Source organism: Asaia sp. SF2.1 (assembly GCF_000505765.1).
GTDB classification, from domain to species: Bacteria; Pseudomonadota; Alphaproteobacteria; order Acetobacterales; family Acetobacteraceae; genus Asaia; species Asaia bogorensis.
This window is the reverse complement of sequence record NZ_AYXS01000012.1, coordinates 141,469-143,209: the sequence shown is the minus strand read 5'-3', so window position 1 is coordinate 143,209 and position 1,741 is coordinate 141,469. Positions and strand designations below refer to the sequence as shown.

The 1,741-nt window shown below is 59.3% G+C and carries 2 protein-coding genes; one reads left to right on the top strand and one right to left on the bottom strand.

The window, feature by feature from the left end:
- A partial coding sequence (locus P792_RS0118740; protein WP_031240595.1) for a lipid II flippase MurJ occupies window positions 1-639 on the bottom strand: 639 nt, incomplete at its 3' end.
- A gap of 479 nt (window positions 640-1,118) precedes the next feature.
- On the opposite strand from P792_RS0118740, the gene P792_RS27080 reads away from it, so the two are divergent.
- Window positions 1,119-1,741, top strand: a 623-nt coding sequence (locus P792_RS27080) for a LysE family translocator (RefSeq protein ID WP_152530185.1), incomplete at its 3' end; no start/stop codon positions are given.

Below are 1,741 nucleotides of genomic sequence, written 5' to 3'. Positions count from 1 at the left end.
CAATCGCACACCGGCCCGTCTGACCGACCAGAGCAGAAGGCCAAGCTGGACGAATCCTGAAACCGTGATTCCGATGGCGGTCCAGGTGGCGGTGTCATGAAACACCAGCGCGCCAAGCAGAATGGTGGCGATGCCCACAATATTGAAGGAAACATAGGCCCCGGCTGCCATGGAGAAACGATGCAGCCCGTTGAGCACGCCCGCCACCAGAGCGGCTGTGCAGATCAGGATTAGATAGGGGAAGGTGATGCGCGTGAGAGTGACCGCCATCTCGAAGCGGCCCCCGGCATGATTGAAACCCGGTGCGATGATTTCGATGATCCAGGGCATGAACACTTCGCCTAGGATCGTGAGGCCAAGCAGCCATGCGCTGAGGCAGCTCAGGGCCTGCGAGGCAAAGCGCGAGGCATCTGCCTGCCCATGCGCTGTCAGACGTTCGGTGAAGAGTGGTACGAAGGCTGCGTTGAAAGCCCCCTCGCCAAAAAGCCGCCTGAACATGTTCGGCAGCCTGAAGGCGATCTGATAGGCATCCTGCACCGGGCCAGCACCCAGAAACGCTGCAAGAAGCTGGTCACGCACCAGACCAAGGATACGGGACAGCATGGTCCAACCACCGACGGTGATCAGGTTTCGGAGCATTCCGGGCTTCCAGTCAGAGAACAAGCTAAAATTGAACGCGCCTCTTTAGACGCAACCGCGCTGAAGCGCCATCGGGTTCGGGAGGATTGGCTACGGGGTCATCAGCATGACGGCGCCCAGCCATCGGGGCAGAGAGTGGCTTTCCTGTGGCGGTGAATGAGCGCGGCGAAAAATGGGTGTCGTTACGTCATGACCACACGCAGGCACGGCCAGACTAGCCTGCGAAGCCAGACATATCCTGAGTTTGCCCCCCTATGCCGACAGGCCGCTCTCTTTCACACGTTATCTGACGGTTCGATTGTGCAGAAAAGGCATGGCTGACCCTGCGAGCTTTTTCTTGTGGGCAGCTATCTCCCGGGGCTAGAGAACGCCCCTCGGGCAGCGCGTTGGCAGGATTTCTCCTGCAAGCCTCAAAAAGCGGCCCGGCATCAAGAGAAGATGGACCCGGCCAGCCGGATGTCGAAAAAGGCGAGCGAGAGATGAGCCCTATAGTGCTTTCACTGACCAGTTTTGTCCTCGCGGCTGGGGTATTCACCCTCGTCCCCGGGCTCGATACGGCATTCGTTCTGCGCAGCACGACCATTTCCGGCACACGCACAGGATTCTGTGCGGCGCTCGGCATCACGCTCGGGCTTTTCGTGTGGGGGGCAAGCGCCGCCTTCGGGCTGACGGCGTTGCTTGCAGCCTCAAAACTCGGTTTCACTATCGTGAAATGGGCGGGCGCCATCTATCTGTTCAGTGTCGGGATACGCCTGCTGCTTCAGCCCCGTGGCAAGGCCACACCCGGTGACGCGTTGCGCGGTGTCACCCTGTCTGGTTGGCAGAGCTTTCGTCAGGGGCTGACGACCAATCTGCTCAACCCAAAGGTCGGTATCTTCTTCATTACCTTCCTGCCGCAATTCATCCCGCACGGGGTCAATTTCGTCGCATTTTCGCTGCTTCTGGCAGGAATTCAGGTTCTGCTGACGCTGAGTTGGTTCACCTTGCTCATTCTCATGACCGTCAAACTGGGGGCGTTTTTGTCCCGCCCCGCCACTGTAAGGATTCTTGACCGTGCCACGGGGGGTATCTTCATGGCATTCGGCCTGCGCCTTGCCCTCGA